At 40.3% G+C, this 21116-nt stretch carries 26 protein-coding genes and 1 pseudogene; 8 read left to right on the top strand and 19 right to left on the bottom strand.

Annotation, left to right across the window (positions count from 1 at the left end; translation table 11 throughout):
- Nucleotides 1-44 precede the first annotated feature (44 nt).
- From D8852_RS08790 to D8852_RS08780, 3 genes are read right to left on the bottom strand one after another with little or no spacing between them, the layout of a single operon-like run.
- Nucleotides 45-1301 carry an ABC transporter permease gene (locus D8852_RS08790; RefSeq protein WP_125425628.1) on the bottom strand — a complete coding sequence of 419 codons (1257 nt, stop codon included), beginning with the start codon at nt 1299-1301 and terminating at the stop codon, nt 45-47.
- A 1-nt stretch (nt 1302) separates the two neighbouring features.
- Nucleotides 1303-2004 carry an ABC transporter ATP-binding protein gene (locus D8852_RS08785; protein WP_125425626.1) on the bottom strand — a complete coding sequence of 234 codons (702 nt, stop codon included), beginning with the start codon at nt 2002-2004 and terminating at the stop codon, nt 1303-1305.
- Nucleotides 1988-3142 (bottom strand): efflux RND transporter periplasmic adaptor subunit, encoded by a 1155-nt coding sequence (locus D8852_RS08780; RefSeq protein ID WP_125425624.1) that lies wholly within the window; start codon nt 3140-3142, stop codon nt 1988-1990. Before D8852_RS08780 ends, D8852_RS08785 begins: the two co-directional genes overlap by 17 nt.
- Nucleotides 3143-3409: 267 nt before the next feature.
- Here D8852_RS08780 and gor point away from each other — a divergent pair, with 267 nt between their 5' ends.
- Together gor and D8852_RS08770 are read left to right on the top strand one after the other, a co-directional pair.
- Nucleotides 3410-4756 carry a glutathione-disulfide reductase gene (gor, locus tag D8852_RS08775; protein ID WP_125425622.1) on the top strand — a complete coding sequence of 449 codons (1347 nt, stop codon included), beginning with the start codon at nt 3410-3412 and terminating at the stop codon, nt 4754-4756.
- A gap of 143 nt (nt 4757-4899) precedes the next feature.
- Nucleotides 4900-5436, top strand: a complete 537-nt coding sequence (locus D8852_RS08770; protein WP_125425620.1) for a biotin transporter BioY — start codon at nt 4900-4902, stop codon at nt 5434-5436.
- Nucleotides 5437-5473: 37 nt separating this feature from the next.
- Here the strand turns inward: D8852_RS08770 and D8852_RS08765 are convergent, their stop codons facing one another.
- Nucleotides 5474-5692, bottom strand: a complete 219-nt coding sequence (locus D8852_RS08765) for a YdbC family protein (protein ID WP_000807436.1) — start codon at nt 5690-5692, stop codon at nt 5474-5476.
- A 102-nt stretch (nt 5693-5794) separates the two neighbouring features.
- Here D8852_RS08765 and D8852_RS08760 point away from each other — a divergent pair, with 102 nt between their 5' ends.
- The gene (locus tag D8852_RS08760) at nt 5795-6115 is read left to right on the top strand and encodes a hypothetical protein (RefSeq protein WP_125425619.1); all 321 of its coding nucleotides are present in this window, start codon (nt 5795-5797) and stop codon (nt 6113-6115) included.
- 25 nt (nt 6116-6140) lie between these two features.
- Here D8852_RS08760 and D8852_RS08755 read toward each other — a convergent pair whose 3' ends face one another.
- The 7 genes from D8852_RS08755 to rpsP all read right to left on the bottom strand — a co-directional run bounded on the left by D8852_RS08755 (nt 6141) and on the right by rpsP (nt 9545).
- On the bottom strand, nt 6141-6479 hold the full coding sequence (locus D8852_RS08755; protein ID WP_001196053.1) for an ATP cone domain-containing protein: 339 nt from the start codon (nt 6477-6479) through the stop codon (nt 6141-6143).
- Nucleotides 6480-6490: 11 nt separating this feature from the next.
- Nucleotides 6491-7210 (bottom strand): tRNA (guanosine(37)-N1)-methyltransferase TrmD, encoded by a 720-nt coding sequence (trmD, locus tag D8852_RS08750; protein ID WP_125425617.1) that lies wholly within the window; start codon nt 7208-7210, stop codon nt 6491-6493.
- On the bottom strand, nt 7200-7718 hold the full coding sequence (gene rimM, locus D8852_RS08745) for a ribosome maturation factor RimM (RefSeq protein ID WP_125425615.1): 519 nt from the start codon (nt 7716-7718) through the stop codon (nt 7200-7202). The genes trmD and rimM overlap by 11 nt, the downstream gene beginning before the upstream one ends.
- A 30-nt stretch (nt 7719-7748) precedes the next feature.
- On the bottom strand, nt 7749-8537 hold the full coding sequence (locus D8852_RS08740; RefSeq protein ID WP_125425613.1) for an alpha/beta hydrolase: 789 nt from the start codon (nt 8535-8537) through the stop codon (nt 7749-7751).
- A 101-nt stretch (nt 8538-8638) separates the two neighbouring features.
- Entirely contained in the window at nt 8639-8968 is a 330-nt protein-coding gene (locus D8852_RS08735) for a MazG nucleotide pyrophosphohydrolase domain-containing protein (protein ID WP_125425611.1), read from the bottom strand.
- Between the two features lie 45 nt (nt 8969-9013).
- Nucleotides 9014-9253 carry an RNA-binding protein KphA gene (gene kphA / locus D8852_RS08730; RefSeq protein ID WP_000379619.1) on the bottom strand — a complete coding sequence of 80 codons (240 nt, stop codon included), beginning with the start codon at nt 9251-9253 and terminating at the stop codon, nt 9014-9016.
- A gap of 19 nt (nt 9254-9272) precedes the next feature.
- On the bottom strand, nt 9273-9545 hold the full coding sequence (gene rpsP / locus D8852_RS08725; protein ID WP_000268760.1) for a 30S ribosomal protein S16: 273 nt from the start codon (nt 9543-9545) through the stop codon (nt 9273-9275).
- A 694-nt stretch (nt 9546-10239) separates the two neighbouring features.
- On the opposite strand from rpsP, the gene D8852_RS08720 reads away from it, so the two are divergent.
- The 4 genes from D8852_RS08720 to D8852_RS08705 all read left to right on the top strand — a co-directional run bounded on the left by D8852_RS08720 (nt 10240) and on the right by D8852_RS08705 (nt 12462).
- Entirely contained in the window at nt 10240-10836 is a 597-nt protein-coding gene (locus D8852_RS08720; RefSeq protein ID WP_125425609.1) for a DUF3796 domain-containing protein, read from the top strand.
- A 2-nt stretch (nt 10837-10838) separates the two neighbouring features.
- Nucleotides 10839-11063 carry a helix-turn-helix transcriptional regulator gene (locus D8852_RS08715; protein ID WP_000159796.1) on the top strand — a complete coding sequence of 75 codons (225 nt, stop codon included), beginning with the start codon at nt 10839-10841 and terminating at the stop codon, nt 11061-11063.
- A 325-nt stretch (nt 11064-11388) separates the two neighbouring features.
- A complete protein-coding gene (locus D8852_RS08710) occupies nt 11389-11550 on the top strand; it encodes a hypothetical protein (protein ID WP_002883133.1) in 162 nt (53 codons plus the stop codon).
- A gap of 108 nt (nt 11551-11658) precedes the next feature.
- Nucleotides 11659-12462, top strand: coding sequence for a peptidylprolyl isomerase (locus D8852_RS08705; RefSeq protein ID WP_125425607.1), 804 nt, complete (start codon nt 11659-11661; stop codon nt 12460-12462).
- A gap of 56 nt (nt 12463-12518) precedes the next feature.
- Here D8852_RS08705 and D8852_RS08700 read toward each other — a convergent pair whose 3' ends face one another.
- The 7 genes from D8852_RS08700 to D8852_RS08670 form a co-directional block, all read right to left on the bottom strand.
- Complete coding sequence (locus tag D8852_RS08700) at nt 12519-14060, bottom strand: ABC-F family ATP-binding cassette domain-containing protein (protein WP_125425605.1); 1542 nt, start codon at nt 14058-14060, stop codon at nt 12519-12521.
- A gap of 1 nt (nt 14061) precedes the next feature.
- Nucleotides 14062-14541 carry a VanZ family protein gene (locus D8852_RS08695; protein ID WP_125425603.1) on the bottom strand — a complete coding sequence of 160 codons (480 nt, stop codon included), beginning with the start codon at nt 14539-14541 and terminating at the stop codon, nt 14062-14064.
- A gap of 1 nt (nt 14542) precedes the next feature.
- Complete coding sequence (gene rlmN / locus D8852_RS08690) at nt 14543-15628, bottom strand: 23S rRNA (adenine(2503)-C(2))-methyltransferase RlmN (RefSeq protein ID WP_000804754.1); 1086 nt, start codon at nt 15626-15628, stop codon at nt 14543-14545.
- 20 nt (nt 15629-15648) lie between these two features.
- Complete coding sequence (locus tag D8852_RS08685; protein WP_061406909.1) at nt 15649-16179, bottom strand: YutD family protein; 531 nt, start codon at nt 16177-16179, stop codon at nt 15649-15651.
- Between the two features lie 155 nt (nt 16180-16334).
- Nucleotides 16335-16940: a superoxide dismutase SodA gene (sodA, locus tag D8852_RS08680; protein ID WP_125425601.1), complete on the bottom strand. Its 606-nt coding sequence runs from the start codon at nt 16938-16940 to the stop codon at nt 16335-16337.
- Between the two features lie 69 nt (nt 16941-17009).
- Complete coding sequence (holA, locus tag D8852_RS08675) at nt 17010-18047, bottom strand: DNA polymerase III subunit delta (RefSeq protein WP_125425599.1); 1038 nt, start codon at nt 18045-18047, stop codon at nt 17010-17012.
- Between the two features lie 32 nt (nt 18048-18079).
- Nucleotides 18080-19015: a dihydroorotate oxidase gene (locus tag D8852_RS08670; RefSeq protein ID WP_125425597.1), complete on the bottom strand. Its 936-nt coding sequence runs from the start codon at nt 19013-19015 to the stop codon at nt 18080-18082.
- Nucleotides 19016-19220: 205 nt separating this feature from the next.
- Between D8852_RS08670 and gdhA the strand changes: the two genes are divergently transcribed.
- On the top strand, nt 19221-20567 hold the full coding sequence (gene gdhA / locus D8852_RS08665; RefSeq protein ID WP_125425595.1) for an NADP-specific glutamate dehydrogenase: 1347 nt from the start codon (nt 19221-19223) through the stop codon (nt 20565-20567).
- Nucleotides 20568-20722: 155 nt separating this feature from the next.
- On the opposite strand, the pseudogene D8852_RS08660 reads toward gdhA, so the two are convergent.
- A pseudogene (locus tag D8852_RS08660) lies at nt 20723-20977 on the bottom strand (glutamate dehydrogenase); the annotation flags it as partial.
- Nucleotides 20978-21116: the final 139 nt, after the last annotated feature.

Here is a 21116-nt window from a genome sequence, read left to right as displayed (position 1 = left end):
AATCCATACAAAAACAAGATAGACAAATGTCCATCTTGTTTATCTTATTCATAGCGAAGGGCTTCAATTGGATCAAGCTTAGACGCTTTATTGGCTGGCAAGACTCCGAAAATCATACCAACGCTGGCCGAAACAGCCAAGCTAAAGAGAGCGATCGGTAGCGAGACACCAATTTCTATTCCTTCCATCATATTTTTTAACAAAGCGCCTGCTAGCGTGGTCAAGCCCGCTGCACTTACTAGGCCGATGACTCCACCTAGCAAGGTCAAGATCATGGACTCAATCAAAAACTGTACCAAGATATTAGCCCGTGTAGCTCCCAATGCTTTACGAAGACCAATCTCACGAGTACGCTCCGTTACAGAAACCAGCATGATATTCATAACCCCAGTCCCTCCCACAAAGAGAGAGATTCCTGCGATAGCACTAATAATAGCGGTCATAAAACCAAAGATTTGCTGAACCTCTGCAAAAGCGGCGGTTTCGTCTACAACCTGATATTCTCCCTGCTGTACTCCTGCAATTTCTGTCATCTTGCGTGCGAGTTCTGGCCCCAAAGTCGGAGTTAGACTCGTGTCATTCACACGAAAGACAATATTAGAAATTTCCTCTACATTAAAATTAGCTGCTACAGAAGCATTGGTTGTAATCGGTAAACCACCTACACCAAACATCTTAGCACTTTTAACAGCAGGACTAGAGTAAACACCAATCACGCGATAGCTATATCCATTGGCTGAAATGATTTGATTGAGTGCTGCCTGAGGCGAGTCAAAAAGACTTTTAGCGAGTTCTTCATCTAGCAAAATCACACTTGCAAAATCTCGGTAGTCTTGTTCTCTCAGATCCCTACCTGCAATAATTTTATTTTCTACAGCAGACATATAAGTCATATTTCCACCTGTCAGACTTGCTCTCTCTACCTTTTTATCCTTATAGGTCAAAGTAACATTTGTACTATTAGTCACATAATAGCCATCTACACCTTTTAGTTTGGCAGCTTCCTTAACCCACGATTCCTGTGTTTTAGGTGGTTCTACGTGAACATCTTCTTTACCAGATAGTGTCAGTGCAGATTGCTTTTGTGTAAAGGAACCGTCCTTACTTTTAATTGGTGAGAAAAACACCTGAATATTTTTCTGAGATTTTGTCATATTTTTATTGACCTGACGAGACATAGAGTCCCCTAAAGCCATGATGACAACTACTGAAGAGACTCCGATGATAATGCCAATCATGGTCAAAAAGGAGCGCATCTTGTGTGCCATAATAGATGAAAAGGCAAATTTCAGATTTTGCATCTTAGTTCTCCTTTCCTTCCAAACGAGCGCTATCAGATGAAATAACTCCATCACGGATTACAATTTGGCGTTTTGCATAGGCTGCAATTTCGGGCTCGTGCGTTACCATAATAATAGTCTTGCCTTCTTCATTTAACTCAACCAAGAGTTCCATGATTTGGCTTCCTGTTTTCGTATCCAAGGCGCCTGTCGGTTCATCAGCTAGGATGATTGAGGGATCGTTAACAAGAGCACGCGCAATGGCCACCCGTTGTTTTTGACCGCCAGACAACTCCGAAGGAAGGTGATGAATACGATCAGTCAACTCTACTTTACTCAGATATTCCTCTGCCAACTTGCGACGTTGGGCAGCTGGAACTCCTGCATAAATCAAGGGTAACTCGACATTTTGAACAGCATCCACCTTTGACAAAAGAAAGAACTGTTGAAAGACAAAACCAATTTGTTGGTTACGTACCTGTGCCAACTGCTTTTCACCTAGACGGGCCACTTCTTGACCTTCTAGATAATATTCGCCGCTAGTTGGGGTGTCCAGCATTCCGATGGTATTCATCAGAGTAGATTTACCCGAACCAGATGGTCCCATAATGGCAACAAATTCCCCTTCGCCAATCTCTAAATTAATATTTTTCAAGACCTGCAGTTCCTGTTCACCATTTCGATAGCTCCGGCAGATGTTTTTTAGACTAATTAGTTGTTTCATCAGCCTTCACCTCTTTTCCTTCTTCCAAGGAAGTTGTTGGATTACTGATGACTTTGGTTCCGTCTGTCAAACCAGACGTGATCTCTTGGTTTTCTGCGTCAGCATTTCCTAGGCTAACTTCGATTTTCTTAGCCTTATTTTCTTCGTCAACCACCCAAACATAGTTTTTCCCGTCTTCAGTAATGACACTGGTTAAGGGTACGAGGATTGATTTCTTGTCACTTTTAACCTCAACACTAACGGTGAAACCTGGTCTTAAATCACCAATCTCACTCGTCACTTCAATCGTATAAGGATATTTAGAACCAGTATTCCCCCCAGTTATAGCATTCGTTCCTTCCCCACTATTTTTAGGGTAAGCTGAAATATAGCTGATCTTCCCTGTCCAAGTTTTATCTTGGTAAACTTTAGAAGAGAAGGTCACTTCTTGGTCAACAGAAAGATTGGCAAGATTGTACTCAGAAAGTTCTCCCTTGACTTGTAGATTGTCGTTACTTACTACATGAACCATCACTTGATTTGCAGTAGTTGTAGACTTCGATACATTGCGATTAACTTCTACAACTGTACCTTCTAGCGTACTCAGAACCTTTGTTGCGTCCAATTGAGCCTGCGCCTTTTTAAGTTGCGCCTCTGCATCAGCACGACTATCACGAGCATCACTAATCTGAGAATCAATGGAAGAGACAGAAGAACTCTGTGCTCCATCATCATATTCTTCCGAATCAGCTAGAGTGTTGTTTCGTGATTCCTTCAAGTCATTGATACGACGATTAGCCTTGGCTATGGCACGGTTAGCTGCATCATAAGCAGACTGCGCTTCTGTGCTGTTGTATTTTACGAGCGCTTGTCCTTTGTCAACCTTATCTCCAACAGAAACCAAGATTTCATCCACCTCACCCTTACTTGCATCCAAATAAACATATTGTTCATTTTTTGCGGTGACGGTACCAGATAAAAGGACAGAGGAGGCAACTGTTCCTTCCTTTGCGACTACGAGATGCGATGTGTCATCCTTACCGGCAGCCTGAGAGGGCTGTCTAAATAGCAAAATACCCACTGCACTGATTATAATAATACTTGCAGCACCAATAGCTGTGTATAGTTGCCATTTTTTAGTTTTCTTATTCCCCTTCATCACAAAACTCCTATTTTATTTTCAATACAAAGACTATTATAGCAAATTTACCTACTCTAAACAATGATTGTTCAGAGAGAAAAGAGAACAATTCAGGAAACATGCCTTGTTTCCATTTGATTTATGCGAAATTGTACTAGTAACATCATACACCTTATTTCTATATTTAGCAAGTGATTTCTGCTATTTCTTTAGGGCGTAGCAGATTTTTGCATTCAAAAAATAAAAACGATAGAATATGACTATCAAATCTATAAGGAGTTTTCTATGAGAGAATATGATATCATCGCCATCGGTGGAGGAAGTGGCGGCATTGCCACTATGAACCGAGCTGGTGAACACGGCGCTAAAGCAGCTGTTATCGAAGAGAAAAAATTAGGTGGAACTTGTGTCAACGTTGGCTGTGTTCCTAAGAAAATCATGTGGTATGGAGCGCAAATCGCTGAAAGCTTCCACCACTACGGCCCTGACTATGGTTTTACAAGTTCAGATGTTCAATTTGATTTTGCTAAATTTCGTCAAAATCGTGAAGCCTACATTAATCGCGCTCGCTCATCTTATGATGGAAGTTTCAAGCGCAACGGTGTTGATTTGATTGAAGGTCGTGCTCATTTCGTTGATTCCCACACAGTCAGCGTTAATGGTGAATTGATTCGTGCCAAGCATATCGTGATTGCGACTGGTGCTCGTCCAAGCATCCCAACTATTTCTGGAGCGGAACTCGGTGGTAGCTCAGACGATGTCTTTGCTTGGGAGCAACTTCCTGAATCCGTTGCGATTCTTGGAGCTGGCTATATCGCGGTTGAACTAGCAGGTGTTCTCCACGCGCTAGGAGTAAAAACGGATTTGTTTGTCCGTCGCAATCGTCCCTTACGCACTTTTGACAGCTACATCGTTGAAGGACTTGTCAATGAAATGGAAAAGACAGGTCTACCTTTACACACACATAAGGTACCCGTCAAGCTCGAAGAAACGGAGCAAGGCATTACGATTCATTTTGAAGACGGTTCTAGTCACACTGCCAGCCAAGTTATCTGGGCTACCGGTCGCCGTCCAAATGTAGATGGTCTTGAGTTAGAAAAGGCTGGCGTCACACTCAACCAACGTGGATTTATCCAAGTGGATGAGTATCAAAATACAGTTGTAGATGGTATCTACGCCCTTGGAGACGTTACTGGTGAGAAGGAACTGACCCCAGTAGCTATCAAGGCAGGACGGACTCTATCTGAACGCCTCTTCAACGGCAAAACAAATGCCAAGATGGACTACACGACTATCCCTACTGTTGTCTTCTCCCACCCAGCAATCGGAACCGTCGGTTTGACCGAGGATCAAGCTATCAAAGAATACGGCCAAGATAACATCAAAGTCTACAAGTCAAGCTTTGCATCTATGTACTCTGCCGTTACGAACCATCGTCAAGAATCTCGCTTCAAACTCATAACCGCCGGTGCTGACGAAAAAGTTGTTGGACTTCACGGACTTGGTTACGGAGTGGATGAGATGATTCAAGGATTCGCTGTTGCCATCAAGATGGGGGCTACTAAGGCAGACTTTGATTCTACAGTAGCTATCCACCCAACCTCCTCAGAAGAATTTGTGACCATGCGCTAGTTATCGCAAGAGACTTCTTGAGGTCTCTTTTTACTTGCAAAATCGGCTGTTGCAAAATTGTTACCTTTTTATAAAAAATAGGTTGACTTTTCTTCCTGAATCAGTATAATAGTTACTATGATTTTGAAAAGAGGTTAACAGTTTTGAAAAAAGCTCATATCTATGCTATCCCTGCTATCGGTGCTGCTCTCATCGCCGTATTGGCACAAATCAGTCTCCCTATCGGTCCTGTACCTTTCACTCTGCAAAACTTTGCGATCGGTCTGATTGCAACTGTTTTTAAACCTAGGGAAGCCGTTCTATCTGTAGCTCTCTATCTCCTGCTGGGTGCCATTGGTTTACCAGTCTTTGCAGGGGGTGGTGCAGGATTCCATGTTTTAGTTGGTCCAAGTGCAGGCTATCTCTGGTTCGATCTTGTCTATGCAGGACTTACATCTTATCTCATCCATCAAAATAGTGGCCATATCCGCATTTTCCTAGCCAACATCTTGGGTGATTCCCTCGTCTTTGTCGGAGGTATTCTCAGCCTCCACTTCCTAGCTGGTATGCCACTTGACAAAGCACTTGCTGTCGGTGTCCTTCCCTTTATCCTTCCTGATCTTGGTAAGATCATAGCGATCAGTTTCATTGGTCGTCCACTATTACAACGACTTAGGGGACAAGCATACTTCTCAATTTAACCCAAAAAGGATACTGAGTCAAAAACTCAATATCCTTTTATTGATTTCCTTTAAATGCATCCACCATTACTTGAAATTCTTCATTTGTAAGGGTGATTCCTTTTCCCATCTTGGTATGATCAGGGCTCCAAGTTCGAATATCAAACTTTGCTGGTGCGCCATTAAAGCTGACTCGATTTAGTTCTTTTGTCCATCCTTTTTCATTTTCAGACAAGGTCAGTAAGTGTTCTTCGATTTCAAATGTAAATTCTGCCATTTTAACTCCTTTATGTGATATGCTTTCTATAGTCTATTCGTAAAATCTTGTGGATTTTAGGAAAATTTTATATAATATGGTTATATAAGAGGGGAGAAGCCTATGAGATATACATTCAAGCATGTCTTAGATAAGATACAAGACTTTCTCAGTGGACATGATGAACGAGATTATTCTGAAAACGACTCCCTCATTGCTACAATTGAACAAGCCATCCAGAAAAAAACTGCTGTTCATGTCATACTAGCTGAAACAAGCTTCACTGGTGATATCGTCAAATATGATAGCAGCCGTCAACAGATTGTTGTCAAAAATTTTACAAAAAATGTAACACGTATCATCCGAATCGCTGACATCAAAAGGCTACGCTTTGTCCCATCTACTGTCCAGAGAGCTCAGAAAAATAGATTTAAGAAAGAGTGAGATGTTTTTCATCCCACTCTTTTTCTTAACGAATTTGTTCAAAATGTAGGTGGACTGCGATGTGGTCACCGTAACCACTTCTCTCCAAATCGCGTTGTAAGCGGTAAGAAATGTAGTGTTCTGCGATGGTGATATAGCCTGCCCCCAACAAACGATTTTCAACCATTGATTGGATCATACTAATGGTCGCACGTTCCACTTTTGCTTCCTCCAAGTCCAAGACTACTTTTTTAGTGACTTGAGCTAGGTTTTGACGTAGGTCATCTGTCAAAACATAAACAGTCTGAGCCGCTTTTAGAACAGCTTGGTAGATTTTATCTGGATCAAAGTCTGCAACTTCTCCATTACGTTTGATTACTTGCATAAGGTTCTCCTTTATTCTTTGTTTTCTCTGATTTCAGCCAGCATTTTTTCTTCTTCAGCTGTTAGTTGATAGTTTTCTAGCAAGTCAGGTCTGCGCTCGTAGGTTTTCTTTAGGCTCTCATACAGTCGCCACTGACGAATCTTTTCATGGTGTCCACTCATGAGCACATCTGGAACCACCATGCCACGATAGTCATAAGGACGTGTGTACTGAGGATATTCGAGGAGTCCCGAAGAAAAACTGTCATCTTGGTGGCTAGACTCCTTGCCAATCACTTCAGGAATCAGGCGAACGGTCGCATCGATCATGGTCATGGCCGCCAATTCTCCTCCAGTCAAGACATAGTCTCCTAGGGAAATCTCATCGGTTACCAGGGTCTTGATGCGCTCGTCATACCCTTCATAGTGACCACAAATAAAGATCAGTTCCTCTTCCTGAGCCAAATCCTCAGCGTAAGCTTGATCGAACTGTTTCCCAGCAGGATCAAGAAGAATGACGCGGGGATGTTTCTTTTCAATAGCATCAAAGGCATCGAAAATGGGTTGGGCTCGGAGCAACATCCCCTGACCGCCTCCGTAGGGCTCATCGTCAACATGACGGGCCTTTTCAGCGTATTCTCTGAAATTATGATACTGGATATCCAATAGCCCTTTTTCTCGAGCCTTTCCAACGATCGAGTGTTCCAACGGAGAAAACATCTCTGGAAAGAGGGTTAAAATATCAATCTTCATCGTCTAACCCTTCTAAGATTTCCACTTCGACCCGCTTGTTTGGAATATCAACATTGAGAACTACTGGGGGTATGTAAGGTAGAAGCAAATCTCGCTTACCTTTTCGTTTGACCACCCAGACATCATTGGCACCTGGTTGCAGGATTTCCTTGATAGTTCCTATCAAGTTATCTCCCTCGTAAACATCCAAACCGATAATCTCGTGATAATAGAATTCACCATCATCTAAATCGTTCAAATCTTCCTCAGCGACCTTGAGACTATAACCCTTGTACTTTTCAATCGCATTGATATGGTACATGTCTTTGAATTTGATAATGTCAAAATTCTTATGCTTACGGTGGCTAGCGATGATCACTGTTTGGACAAACTGATCTTTTTCATCAAACAAGGCCAGCTCTGTCCCCTTTTTAAATCGTTCTTCTGCAAAATCCGTCACAGACAAGACACGCATCTCACCCTGTAAACCTTGTGTATTGACGATTTTCCCAACATTAAAGTAGTTCATCTTGTCTCCTGTATTCTCCTTCTTTCCATCTTATTCTGACAATTCTCGAATAATAGTCGCAATTTTTTCTGATTCAGACCATTGTAAATAATGGTGATTCCCTCCTAAAATGAGTTTAGTATTGGAAGTCCAATATTCTGACTCTCTGTACTCTTTTTCTCTATAAGCCTGGCAAAAAATAAAAACGGGAATATGAGCTTCTATAGATACATTCTCAAAATCTTTCTCAGTAATCTCACAATATATATGAAATTCTGGAACTTGTCTTTCCAACTCTGAATCTTTTTCTTGCACTAAATCCCAGATTTCTTCATTAGTTTCAGAGCTAAATGCTGCTTGAGTTATGTTCTTAAAATAAACTTCGGGGCCACACTCTTCAATCAGTCTCATCTGCTCTTCCATTTCTGGATAAGGATTTTCTGAAAAATCAGAAAACATTACTTTTTTAGTTGTTGGTTCAATTGCTACTAAAGCCTGACACTTAATTGATTTGTTCATCAATTTGCAAGCTAAAATTCCACTCAAACTATGTACACAAAGTATATATTCATAAATCGCCAATTCTTCAAGTACTTCATAAACCGCGTCTACAAGATTGTCCAGATTTTTTCTAGATTGGTCATGAATCGGACTCCTACCTGTGTTTGGAAAATCAATTGTCAAATAACCAATTGTGGAAGGAAGTTTTTCAAGTATAAGTGAAAAATTTTCATAACTTGGTAGCAAACCTGCGCCATTTAAACAAACAAGCACTTTCTTTTTCTTTTTATAAGTAACAAAGAGACTGCCAATTTTTGTAGTTACTTCAAACCTCTTCATAAAGAAATCCACTCGTTCTATATAATGAATTATTAAAAATCCTTATCCTTTATTTTATCACGTTCCAAAGATTTTCACAAGTTGAAGAACAGTGACTGCAATTAGCTTTGAGCGTCTAAAAACTTTTCTAAATCACGTTCATGTTGGTACTTAATAGCAGCCTTCTTATCTTTGTCAAAGATGGCTTTGGTTAGATCAATATGGTTGATGGCCGCAATTGCGACAGTGTAGTGAATAATATCAGCTAGTTCTTTGGCTAGTTCGTCGTTTGAGTTCTGAACGCCCTCTTTTCGACCAGAGCGCCCATTCAAGACCTCGGCTACTTCTCCGACTTCCTCCACTAGCTTGATAAAGAGGCCTTCCTCAGTTCGAGATTGCTGGTAATGTTCGAGTAAATAATCTTGTAATTGTCTAAACGTTAAATCTTTCATCTTCTGCTCTCCACAAAAAAAGCGAGACATCTGTCCCGCTTTTTTTTATTTTTCATTGATAACGATTCTTACTTTTTTGTCTTCAGTTGGGACAGAGTAGACAATCGTTCTTATCGCTGAGATAGTGCGACCCTTACGACCGATAACACGACCGACATCGCTCTGGTCAAGATCCAAGTGATACTCCAAAAATTCTGGTGTATCTTCAATCTTGATAGTTAAGGCATCTGGTTGTGAAATCAAAGGTTTCACAATCGCAATAATGAGATTTTCAATCGTATCCATCTGTCAACCTACTTTAAACTTATTTTGAGAATTTAGAATCGTGGAATTTTTTCAATACGCCTTCTTTTGAAAGGATGTTGCGAACTGTATCTGAAGGTTGAGCTCCATCAGCCAACCATGCAAGAACGCGGTCTTCTTTCAAAGTCACTTGGTTTTCAGCAACAAGTGGGTTGTAAGTTCCAACTGTTTCGATGAAACGTCCGTCACGTGGTGAACGTGAGTCTGCTACGTTGATACGGTAGAAAGGTTTTTTCTTAGAACCCATACGAGTCAAACGGATTTTAACTGCCATTTTTTAATGTCTCTTTTCTTATTTTTTATTTCGGTGAAATAGCTGAGCTATTTAGCACATGTTCTATTATAGCAGATTTTTGACAGGTGTCAAGAAAAAAACTTGACAGACTTTAAAATTTTTAAACCATTTAGAAATTTGTTATATTTTTAAAGAAAAATCAGAAAGAGAATGTCATAAATACTATTTTAGAAACATTTTATAAAGACCATCAAGTCAAACCCTTCATCTCTCCTGAACGTGATTTGGATGCTTGGCTCCTAAATTCCAAGCCTGTTCCCAAGCGAAATATCAAGGATTTTAAGAACGATATCTACTAATTAATTTATAAAATATGAATTGATAGATTCTAAATAGGGGAATAATTTAGTTCTGTAAAAATTAACTTCTACACCTACAAAGCTTATTCTGACAGACTTTATAACAGTCTAAGAAAAAAAGTAGAGATTCATACAGTATCTAGATTTTTCAAAAATTCTTAATCTTCAAATATTATTAACGAAACTATCCAAACCAAATCCGATGCATTACTTCAAAGAATTCTTTAGTTGTTTGACTAGCGAAGGCTTTCATTAAAAAATTTTTTCAAATAATTGCACCTTGGCACATAAATTCTTGATTTCTAAATTTAAGTGTGATATATTTATAACATAAAGATTGTTAAATATTTCTAACATAAGGAAAGGAGTCTATCATGAAAAAAAGTCAAAAAACGGGTGGCCTCATTACAATGATTTCCGCAGCTCTCTTTATTGATTTTACTGTTTTATTTGGTTCTAATCTTAGTTGGGGACCCAAGTTAATTATTGCTGGTATTTCAGTGTTAGGTCAGATTGTAGCTATTTGGGGCTGGCTACATATGAAACCATGGCCTCATAAGAGTCAGAAAGGTAAAGGAAAGACTATTTTTGACTTGTCTGCTAAGCTTTACACGATACTTTTGTTTGCAGCAAGCATTTTTTATACAGTAGGGATTTGGGTTGCGACCCCAAGCGAAAGTTCTGGTATTAAAGAATGGATTTTGGGAATTGGCCTCGTTATTGAAGTGATTGTATTTGGTTTTTTCTGTTTGAAAAATGTCAAGGAAACTCCGGACGAACGCTTTTATGCTAATTTAGCCAAGGCAGCTAGCTTGATGTTTGTTTTTATACTAGGCGCACTGATGATCCTAGCAGTTATCATTGGGTATATGGGGTCTCTCACTCTTTACATAGGCCAGATCTTTATTAGCATAGCTGTCTTGATTTGCATCTTTGCGGTTGTCTATCTTATCTTAGAACGGATAGGATAAGCATGACCAAAGAAAGCAAGATTATTACTAATCTCAAATCTGTTCGTGAGTCCACAGGCATGACCCAGCAGGAGTTAGCTGACCTCATTGGCATGCGACGCGAGACAATTCTGCACTTGGAAAATAATCGTTACAATCCTTCGCTGGAAATGGCTCTTAAAATTGCTCAAGTTTTTAATCTGAAAGTAGAAGACCTCTTTGAACTCAGACAGAAAGAGGAAGCATAATTCTTTTCGAGACCTAGTATTAAGTTCATTGATTAATTAGGAATTGAAGCCGAAAGAAAAAATCCGTTTAAAATGTGCTCTTTTAAAACATAGTAATTCTTTCGAATTAACGTTTACTAATTGTGATTCTTTACGAGCTTTCTTAAGAACTGGTTTTCTAAATACTTCAAGTAAACTTATAGCATTGATGCCCCAAAAAATTTAGAAATACCTGTTGAAAAAGGCTATGCTCTTGTCGAAACTGTCTTTGACTCGCTTGATCATCTAAATACCACTATGAAAGAGAATATCCTCAAAAGTAAGGAGAGTTACAGTACTTTCTAAGATGAAGGCTCCAGATTTGGACCAATCCCTTCGTGACAACTTTTCAGGAGAAGAATTAGCAAGTTACTTTTCAATTCGTGGTTACAAATTGACTCCAAAGGGAGAGCAGATACTGGAACAGTACCAGGACATTATCGACCGTCATCCAAAGAAAAATCTCTAAGCAAGCGACTTTCTGGTCGGCTTCCTCTTAAACTACCTTGTCACTAATATTTGAAATCCCCTTACTTTTAAGGTACAATGATAGAAATGAATTTTTGAGAGGAAAACAATGAAAAAACTAGCAACCCTTCTTTTACTATCAACTATAGCCCTTGCTGGATGTACTAGTATCCAACGTGGTCTCCGTGGCGATGACTATGTTGACTCTAGTATCTCAGCTGAAGAAAGTTCTAAAGCAGCTGCTCAGGCTGCCAAAGATTTGAATGACGCTTTAACCAATGAAAATGCCAACTTCCCTCAACTTTCTAAGGAAGTTGCTGAAGATGAAGCCGAAGTGGTTCTCCACACAAGTCAGGATGATATTCGTATTAAACTCTTCCCTAAACTCGCTCCTCTAGCCGTTGAAAACTTCCTTACTCACGCCAAAGAAGGCTACTATAACGGCATCACCTTCCACCGTGTCATCGATGGCTTTATGGTCCAAACTGGAGATCCTAAGGGAGATGGTACAGGGGGCCAATCTATCTGGCATGATAAGGATAAAACAAAGGACAAGGGAACTGGTTTCAAAAATGAAATCTCTCCATACCTATACAATATCCGCGGAGCCCTTGCTATGGCTAATACTGGTCAACCAAACACCAACGGTAGCCAGTTCTTCATCAACCAAAACTCGACAGATATTTCAGCTAAACTCCCTACAAGCAAGTATCCAAAGAAAATCATCGAAGCCTATAAAGAAGGTGGAAATCCAAGTCTAGACGGCAAACACCCTGTCTTTGGTCAAGTCATCGATGGTATGGATGTTGTTGACAAGATTGCCAAAGCTGAAAAAGATGAGAAAGACAAACCGACTTCTGCTATCACCATTGATAGTATCGAAGTAGTGAAGGATTACGATTTTAAATCCTAAATAACCTAAAAAATACAGTATCCGCATTCGATACTGTATTTCTTTTTCCCTCATTTTTAAGTTAGCTTGTTAAAGTCCCAAATTTGGTCCATCCAACCTTCATAAAAGTCTGGTTCGTGGCAGACCATAAGGATAGATCCCTTGTATTCTTTAAGCGCCCGTTTGAGTTCATCCTTGGCATCTACATCCAAATGGTTGGTCGGCTCATCCAGCACTAAAACGTTGTTTTCACGATTCATCAAGAGACAGAAACGAACCTTGGCTTGTTCCCCACCTGACAAGACTTGAATCTGACTTTCGATATGTTTAGTTGTCAAGCCACAACGAGCAAGGGCCGCACGGACTTCTGCTTGGTTAAGTGCAGGAAAGGCATTCCATACAGCCTCAAGAGGAGTTTGGCGATTTCCACCTTCTACTTCCTGTTCAAAGTAACCAAGTTCTAGGTAGTCACCGCGTTCGACTTCTCCAGCGATTGGTGGAATAATACCCAAGAGAGACTTCAAGAGGGTTGTTTTCCCAATACCATTGGCCCCGATAATAGCAACCTTTTGATTGCGTTCAAAGGTGAGGTTTAAGGGTTTGGTAAGGGGACGGTCATAACCAATCTGCAAGTCCTTGGCTTGGAAGATAAAGCGCCCAGGTGTACGAGCTGGTTTGAAATCAAAGGACGGTTTTGGCTTCTCACTTTGCAGTTCGATAATATCCATCTTGTCGAGTTTCTTTTGACGGGACATGGCCATATTACGCGTTGCAACACGCGCTTTGTTTCGAGCCACGAAATCCTTGAGGTCTGCAATCTCTTTCTGTTGGCGTTCGTAGGCTGCCTCCAGCTGAGATTTCTTCATAGCATAAACTTCTTGAAACTGGTAGTAATCACCAGAATAACGCGTCAACTGTTGATTTTCCACATGATATACGATATTGATTACGTCATTCAGGAAAGGAATATCATGCGAAATAAGAACAAAGGCATTCTCATAGTTTTGGAGATAGCGTTTGAGCCAGTCAATATGCTCAGCATCCAGATAGTTAGTTGGCTCGTCCAGTAACAAGATATCTGGCTTTTCAAGGAGGAGTTTAGCTAAAAGCACCTTTGTTCTTTGTCCACCTGACAAGGCTGTTACGTCTGTATCCATGCCAAAGTCCATCACACCGAGGGCACGCGCTACCTCATCAATCTTGGCATCTAAAGTATAAAAATCACGACTCTCCAAACGGTCTTGGAGCTCCCCGACTTCTTCCATCAGCGCTTCGATATCTGCTCCTTCTTCTGCCATTTCCATATAGAGGTCATTGATACGAGCTTCTGCTTTAAAAAGCTCATCAAAGGCTGTCCGCAAGACATCACGCACGGTTTGGCCTTCTTTTAGCACAGCGTGCTGGTCCAGATAGCCAGCAGTCACATACTTAGACCACTCCACCTTCCCTTCATCTGGTAGCATTTTACCAGTCACGATACTCATAAAGGTTGATTTTCCTTCACCGTTGGCACCGACAAGACCGATGTGTTCTCCCTTGAGGAGACGGAAGGACACATCTTCAAAAATTGCACGGTCACCAAAACCGTGACTCAGATTTTTAACTTCTAAAATACTCATTTTAATTCCTTATCTTGTTTTTATGCAGTCCTTTATAGAGGAACCAAGCCAGATAGCCTCCCAAGGTATTGGTCCATAAATCATCAATCTCAAATACCCGATTAAAATCAAAGAAAAAGTCTAAGACTAGTTGTGTGCACTCGATTCCCAAGCTCAGTATAAAACTGAGAAGAAGAACCCTTTTAGTTTTTCTTAGAGAGGGCAAGAGATAGAGTAGTTGAAAAACCAGAGGGAAGAGCAAGAAAACATTTAAAATGTTCTGCAAAAAGATCCAAATGACTTGTCCCAAACTAGTCACTTCACCCAGATTCCAAAGTGAGTTTAAGGGAGTTAAAAGAAAAACCAGGCGTCCAAAAGTTTGAATACCTGGAGTTTCCACTCCTGTAGGAAGTTGAGGCTGGGGAGTGAAGCAAAAACAGACAATGCATAGGCTATAAACAGCCACTCCCAATCTTAAGATTAATTCTCTTTTTTTAGTCATTTTATGGATTTACCGCTGCGACTGCCTTCTGGCGGTCACGTTTCATTGTATTGGAGCGTAATTGTCCACAAGCTGCATCAATATCAGTACCATGTTCTTGACGAACAACACAGTTGACCCCTTTTTTCTTGAGGGTATCGTAGAAGGCCATCACGCGCTCTTTAGGACTACGGCTATATTGGTCATGTTCACTAACTGGGTTATAGGGAATCAAGTTTACATAAGACAATTTCTTGATATTTTTGAGCAATTCCGCCAGCTCCAAGGCTTGTTCTACTCCGTCGTTGACTTCATTGAGCATGATGTATTCAAAGGTCACACGACGATTTGTTGTTTCGATATAATACTCAATAGCTGCAAAGAGTTTTTCAATCGGAAAGGCACGGTTGATCTTCATGATGCTTGAGCGCAATTCATTATTAGGTGCGTGAAGGGAAACAGCGAGATTGACCTGTACGCCTTCATTAGCAAAGTCACGAATTTTGTGGGCCAAACCTGAGGTTGAAACCGTGATGTGACGAGCACCGATTGCCATCCCCTTGTCATCATTGATAGTACGGACGAAATTCAAAACATTGTTGTAATTATCAAACGGTTCACCAATTCCCATGACTACGATATGACTAACACGCTCGTCCTGACCACGCTCATCAAAGTATTTCTGAACCAACATGATCTGCGCTACGATTTCACCGTTATTAAGATCACGTTGCTTCTTGATCAAGCCTGATGCACAGAAGGTACAACCGATATTACAACCGACCTGAGTGGTCACACAGACTGACAAACCGTAGTGTTGACGCATCAACACAGTCTCAATCAACATGCCATCTGGCAACTCAAAAAGATACTTAACAGTACCGTCAGCTGACTCTTGTACAATTCGTTGTTTCAAAGGATTTACGACAAACTGCTCATTGAGCTTGGCAATCAAACCCTTGGAAAGGTTAGTCATTTCTTCAAATGACTGGACACGTTTACGGTAAAGCCATTCCCAGATCTGATCTGCTCGGAATTTCTTTTCTCCTTGTTCTAATACCCATTCTTGCATGGCTTGACGTGTTAAACTATAAATAGACGGTTTCATCTCTTCTCCTTATTCTCTATCTATTTCTGACGAATGACAAAATGGCGCTGTCCCTTGTCCTCTTTCTGAGACTTTTGGTCCTTATGACGACGTCTATTTCTCTTATCCGCATTTGGCTTTCTCTTGTTTTGCGAAGGTTTCTTTCCTCTTCTAGGAAGGTTTTCCTCTTCCTTTTTACGCATTTTCTTGTCAAACGACGCACGCTTAGGTGCTTGATTTTCTAAGACAAAATAAGCACAACCATAACTACAATACTCCAAAAGATAATCCTGTAAGCGACTGATTTTTTCAATTTTTTCCTCTGTTCGATCGTCTTTGTAAAAACCGCGTAGGCGAAGCTGTTCATTGCTCCAGTCCCCCACGACATAATCAAACTTGGTCAACACTTCTGAGAAGCGCTGATTAAAGACGGTCACATCGAAAGCCTCCTTGATATTTTCAACCAAGGTAAAAGCAATCCCTTCAGTCTCAACCTTATCCCCATTTACCTGAAATTCTGGGCCAGGAAACTTGTTATAATTGTATAATTCAGGTGCAATTTCTTTACGCATAGTCTTCCTTTTCCATGATTACTTAACACTCTATTTTACCATATTTTCTACAAGTTGGCACGAATATCCTGAAAATGAAAAAAGTCTGACGATTCTGTCAGACTGCTGCTTTATAACCTTAAAAAGAGAAGAACAATTCTTCCCTCCATATTTTATTATTTAGCTGCTGCGTAAAGCTCGTCTACCTTGTTCCAGTTAATCACTGAGAAGAAAGCTTTGATGTAGTCAGGACGCACGTTGCGGTATTTCACGTAGTAAGCATGTTCCCAAACGTCCAAGCCCAAGATTGGTTTTTTACCTTCTGAGATTGGTGTGTCTTGGTTTGCTGTTGAAGTCACTTCAAGCTTCCCTTCTTTGTTGACAACCAACCATACCCATCCAGAACCGAAGCGAGTTGTAGCTGCTGCTGTAAAGGCTGCTTGGAACTCTTCAAATGAACCAAATGTTGCATCGATTGCTGCTGCAAGTTCTGCTGATGGAGCAGTTTTCTCAGGAGTCATCAATTCCCAGAAAAGAGCGTGGTTCAAGTGTCCACCACCATTGTTGATAAGCGCTTGGCGGATATCAGCTGGGATAGATTCTACATCAGCAAGCAAAGCTTCAAGGTCTTCACCGATTTCAGGGTGTTTTTCAAGAGCAGCATTCGCATTGTTGACGTAGGCTTGATGGTGCTTGTCATGGTGCAAGTGCATTGTTTCAGCATCGATGTATGGTTCCAAAGCGTCGTATGCGTATGGAAGGTCTGGTAAGATAATAGCCATCTGTAATACCTCTTTTTCTTTCTATATGAAAATGATAACGCAATCATCCTCTTTTTTCAAGTTTTTTGCTCAATTTGCCTCTGTCGCAATCTGCAAGAGCGCCTTTTCAAACAAGTAACCTTTTTCATAGATACCTGTCTTAATCTGATAGTCTGTTTCAATCAAATAAGAAATCGCTCGCTTGAGAAAATCTAAGGAAATCCCTCTCGAATCTCTCAATGCAAACTTGATTTGATAAGGATTAGGATTTCGCCCCAAATAAGTTCCCAGACTGCTTGCAATCTGCGATTCCGTCTGACCAGTCTCTGATAAAATCTTCACTTGGGTAAAGGTACGAAACTGTCCTAACATGACCGCTATGAGCTTGATCTCATCCTCCCCTTGCAAGGTCAAGTCTCTAACCAGTTCACGGGCCAGGTCAATCTTCTTAGCTATAATAAACTGAGTCAAATCAAAAATATTGTCTTGCAAAGTCTTTGGAATGGCTTCGATAATATCCTTTTCCTCAATCACATCGCCTGACTTATAAGACTGTAAGAAGAGGAGATTTTTCTGGATTTCGCTAAACTGAAAACCAGACTTGATGAGTAGATTTTCAAAGGATTGCCCCACAAACTGCAGACCTTGTGTCTGACTCCATTTTTGGAAATACTGGCGAAGTTCTTGTTCCTTGGGTTCAATAGCATCAAAGACAGTCGCATCTCGTTTGAGCAATTTGACCAGCCGTCTTTTACTATCTAACTTTCCTTCTGCAAAAATCAATAATTTTGTTGTTGGCGAAGGGTTATCAAGGTATTCTTCAAACGACTTGAGCTCATCATCTGTTAAAAAACGTTTCTTGGCAGTTGTAATATCGACAAAATGGTCTAATATCACGATTTTCTCATCAGCAAAGAAAGGGAGACTGACCAACTCCAACTCTAAGTCTTTATAGGCTACTTCTTTCATATCAAAGTAAGCAAAATTGAGATCAGCTGGATCATAACCAATCTGCTTCAACACTTGACTCTTCATAACTTCAAACTGACCCTGATCTGTCCCTGTAAATAGGTTCAAGCTAGATAGATTTGATAAAGTCAACTTCTGACTGTCTTCAATGGCTAGCATCTTCTCTCCTTTCTTCTGATTTTTTATTAAACTTAATCAATATAGCGCAATTTCCCACGGAAATCTTCTAGGTTCTCATAACCTTTTTCTGCCATGATTGCTTTTAGTTCTTTGGTAATGCGCTCAAAAACACCGACGCCTTCCTTGTGGAGCGTCGTTCCTACTTGCACCATACTAGCACCGCAAAGGATGTGTTCAAAGGCATCACGACCCGTCAGAACGCCACCCGTTCCGATGATTTTGATTTGCGGATTTAAGCGTTGATAGAAAGCATGGACATTAGCTAGAGCAGTTGGTTTGATATACTCCCCACCAATGCCACCAAAACCATTTTTAGGACGAATCACGACCGACTCGCCTTCTATATAAAGGCCGTTTCCGATAGAGTTAACACAGTTAACAAACTTGAGCGGATATTTGTTGAAAATAGCTGCCGCTTGATCAAAGTGAACAATATCAAAATATGGTGGTAATTTGATCCCAAGAGGTTTGGTAAAGTAGGCAAATACCTCTGACAAAATCCGGTCTGTTGTCTCAAAATCATAGGCAATTTGAGGTTTTCCTGGAACATTTGGACAAGACAGATTAAGCTCTGTCAGTCCTTTGAATTCACTCTCTTGAACTTTTTTCAAGATGGCATGTGTTTCTTCTGGAGACATGCCGACTAGAGATAGGAAGAAAGTACGGTTTGGCTCTTTTTCCTGTAAGTCCAAAAGATAGTCCAGATAGTAGTCTAAGCCATTATTTGGCAAGCCCATGGAGTTGATAGAACCAAGTGGAACATCCTGGTAACGTGGTTCAGGATTTCCCTGACGAAAGTCCAAGGTCGCAGTCTTCGTAACAAAAGTACCCGCCGCTGAGTTTTTAACCTCTTCTAGCTCCTCTATCGTCATACAAGCCACACCCGCTGCATTCATCAAGCAATTGTCAAACTCAAAGCCAGCTATTTGTGTTTTCGTTGATACCATGATTCTGATCCTCCAGATTCCTTTTATTTCTAATATTATACCATACTTTCAAATTTTCTCTTTGAGAAACTAATTTCTATCTAAAACGTTCGGTTTTGTAAATTGAAAGAATTTTTAGAAAATTTCTGTTTTTTTCTTTACACTCAAAAAAATTTCTGCTATAATGGCTCATGTAATAAAATATAACAACAAAAAGGAGAACGATATGACATCTGCTAAAGACTATATCCAAAGCGTGTTTGCAACTGTGAAAGCTCGTAACGGGCATGAGGCTGAATTTCTCCAGGCGGTTGAGGAATTCTTCAGTACCTTGGAGCCTGTCTTTGAAAAACACCCTGAGTATATCGAAGAAAACATCTTGGCACGTATCACTGAGCCTGAGCGCGTGATTTCTTTCCGTGTTCCTTGGGTTGACCGTGAAGGTAAAGTCCAAGTCAACCGTGGTTACCGTGTTCAATTCAACTCAGCTGTTGGACCATATAAAGGCGGACTTCGTTTCCACCCAACTGTAAACCAAGGGATCTTGAAATTCCTCGGCTTCGAACAAATCTTTAAAAACGTTTTGACTGGACTTCCAATCGGTGGAGGTAAAGGGGGATCAGACTTCGATCCTAAAGGGAAGACTGATGCTGAAGTGATGCGCTTCTGCCAAAGCTTCATGACTGAATTGCAAAAATACATCGGACCATCTCTTGATGTACCTGCTGGTGATATCGGTGTTGGTGGACGAGAAATTGGTTACCTTTACGGGCAATACAAACGTCTTAACCAATTTGATGCGGGTGTCTTGACTGGTAAACCTCTTGGATTTGGTGGTAGCTTGATTCGTCCAGAAGCAACTGGTTATGGTTTGGTTTACTACACTGAAGAAATGCTCAAAGCTAATGGTAACAGTTTTGCTGGTAAGAAAGTGGTTATTTCAGGTTCTGGTAACGTAGCTCAATACGCTCTTCAAAAAGCGACTGAACTTGGTGCAACTGTCATCTCTGTATCTGACTCAAACGGTTATGTCATCGACGAAAATGGTATTGACTTCGATCTTTTGGTTGATGTTAAAGAAAAACGTCGTGCTCGTTTGACTGAGTATGCAGCTGAGAAAGCAACTGCTACTTACCATGAAGGTTCTGTATGGACTTACGCTGGTAACTACGACATCGCTCTTCCATGTGCGACTCAAAACGAAATCAACGGTGAAGCAGCTAAACGTTTGGTTGCTCAAGGCGTTATCTGTGTATCTGAAGGTGCTAACATGCCTAGTGACCTTGATGCGATTAAAGTCTACAAAGAAAACGGAATCCTTTACGGACCTGCCAAAGCTGCTAACGCTGGTGGTGTAGCTGTTTCAGCTCTTGAAATGAGCCAAAATAGCCTTCGCCTTTCATGGACACGTGAAGAAGTTGATGGACGTCTCAAAGATATTATGACCAATATCTTTAATACAGCTAAAACAACTGCTGAAACATACGGTCTTGGTACTGACTACCTTGCAGGAGCTAACATTGCTGCCTTTGAAAATGTAGCAAACGCTATGATTGCACAAGGTGTGGTATAAAAAATATAAATTACTGAAAATTGCTACCCCTCTGGGCAGCAATTTTTTTCATTCAATTCATTAATCAAACTAAATATTTCACTAAAATACTATAAAACAGTAGAATTTACTGATTTTATCTAGCACATTAAGAAGTAATAAATATAAATTATAATTTAAAACTCCTTTTCCAATTCTCTTTCAATGGCTTTACGCTTGCCATCTATTAGTTTATCCAAGTACAGTAGCAAGTTAATGTAGCCTATATCAGTTTCAAATATCTCTTTAATTCTTTCTAGGAGTTCTTTTTCTAATTCCAACACCGGAACGTGACTACCAGTAAAAAAATGTGAGTAGGGACTAAAATGTATTTCTTGGAATGACTTCTGGCCAAATCCTTTAGCTCTGAGAAGATTAAATAGTAACTCTTTTATCGCCATAATAAACTCCTACCAAAAATTTCAATTAAGAAAATAAAATCTATAAATTCTTAAATAGATTAGTAAATAACACAATATAATTATACATCAATTTTATAAAAAATAAAAACCCCCATAAAAATTATGGGAG

Origin of the sequence: Streptococcus mitis (assembly GCF_003942695.1) — a bacterium.
GTDB classification, from domain to species: domain Bacteria; phylum Bacillota; class Bacilli; order Lactobacillales; family Streptococcaceae; genus Streptococcus; species Streptococcus mitis_BD.
This window is presented reverse-complemented; position numbering and strand designations above follow the sequence as displayed.